Origin of the sequence: Bradyrhizobium sp. NBAIM08 (assembly GCF_020193935.1) — a bacterium.
Lineage (GTDB): Bacteria > Pseudomonadota > Alphaproteobacteria > Rhizobiales > Xanthobacteraceae > Bradyrhizobium > Bradyrhizobium yuanmingense.
Genome location: NZ_JADYVR010001300.1, coordinates 1 through 385 on the forward strand (window position 1 = coordinate 1; position 385 = coordinate 385).

Annotated in this window: 1 protein-coding gene; it reads left to right on the plus strand. The window is 67.3% G+C overall.

What is annotated here, in order from left to right:
• The coding region (locus I6F37_RS44620) for a hypothetical protein (protein ID WP_225155075.1) at positions 1-385 on the plus strand (385 nt) is incomplete at both ends.

The following is a 385-nucleotide window of genomic DNA, read 5'->3' on the forward strand; positions in this document are numbered from 1 at the left end:
GTCTCGACGGCCTCACTGCAACGGACGTGGACGAATGGATGGCCCGCCGCAGCGACGATGTGGCACCGGGCGTCGCAGGCCTCATACACGAACGAACGGGTGGCAATCCGTTGTTCGTGAAAGAGCTCACCGAGTTGCTCGCGACGGACGGACGGCTCGGTGACGAGACGATGGCCCGGGCCGCACGCGCCATCCCTCCAGCGATCCAGTTCGTCGTGCGCCGCCGGGTGTCGCACCTCGACCGATCGGCGCAGCGTCTGTTGTCGCTCGCCGCCGTCATCGGACGCCGCTTCGACACCGACGTCCTCGCCGACGTCGCACAGGTCGATCCCACCACTGTTCTCGACGACTTGACACCGGCGTTCGAGGCCGGGTTGCTTGTCGG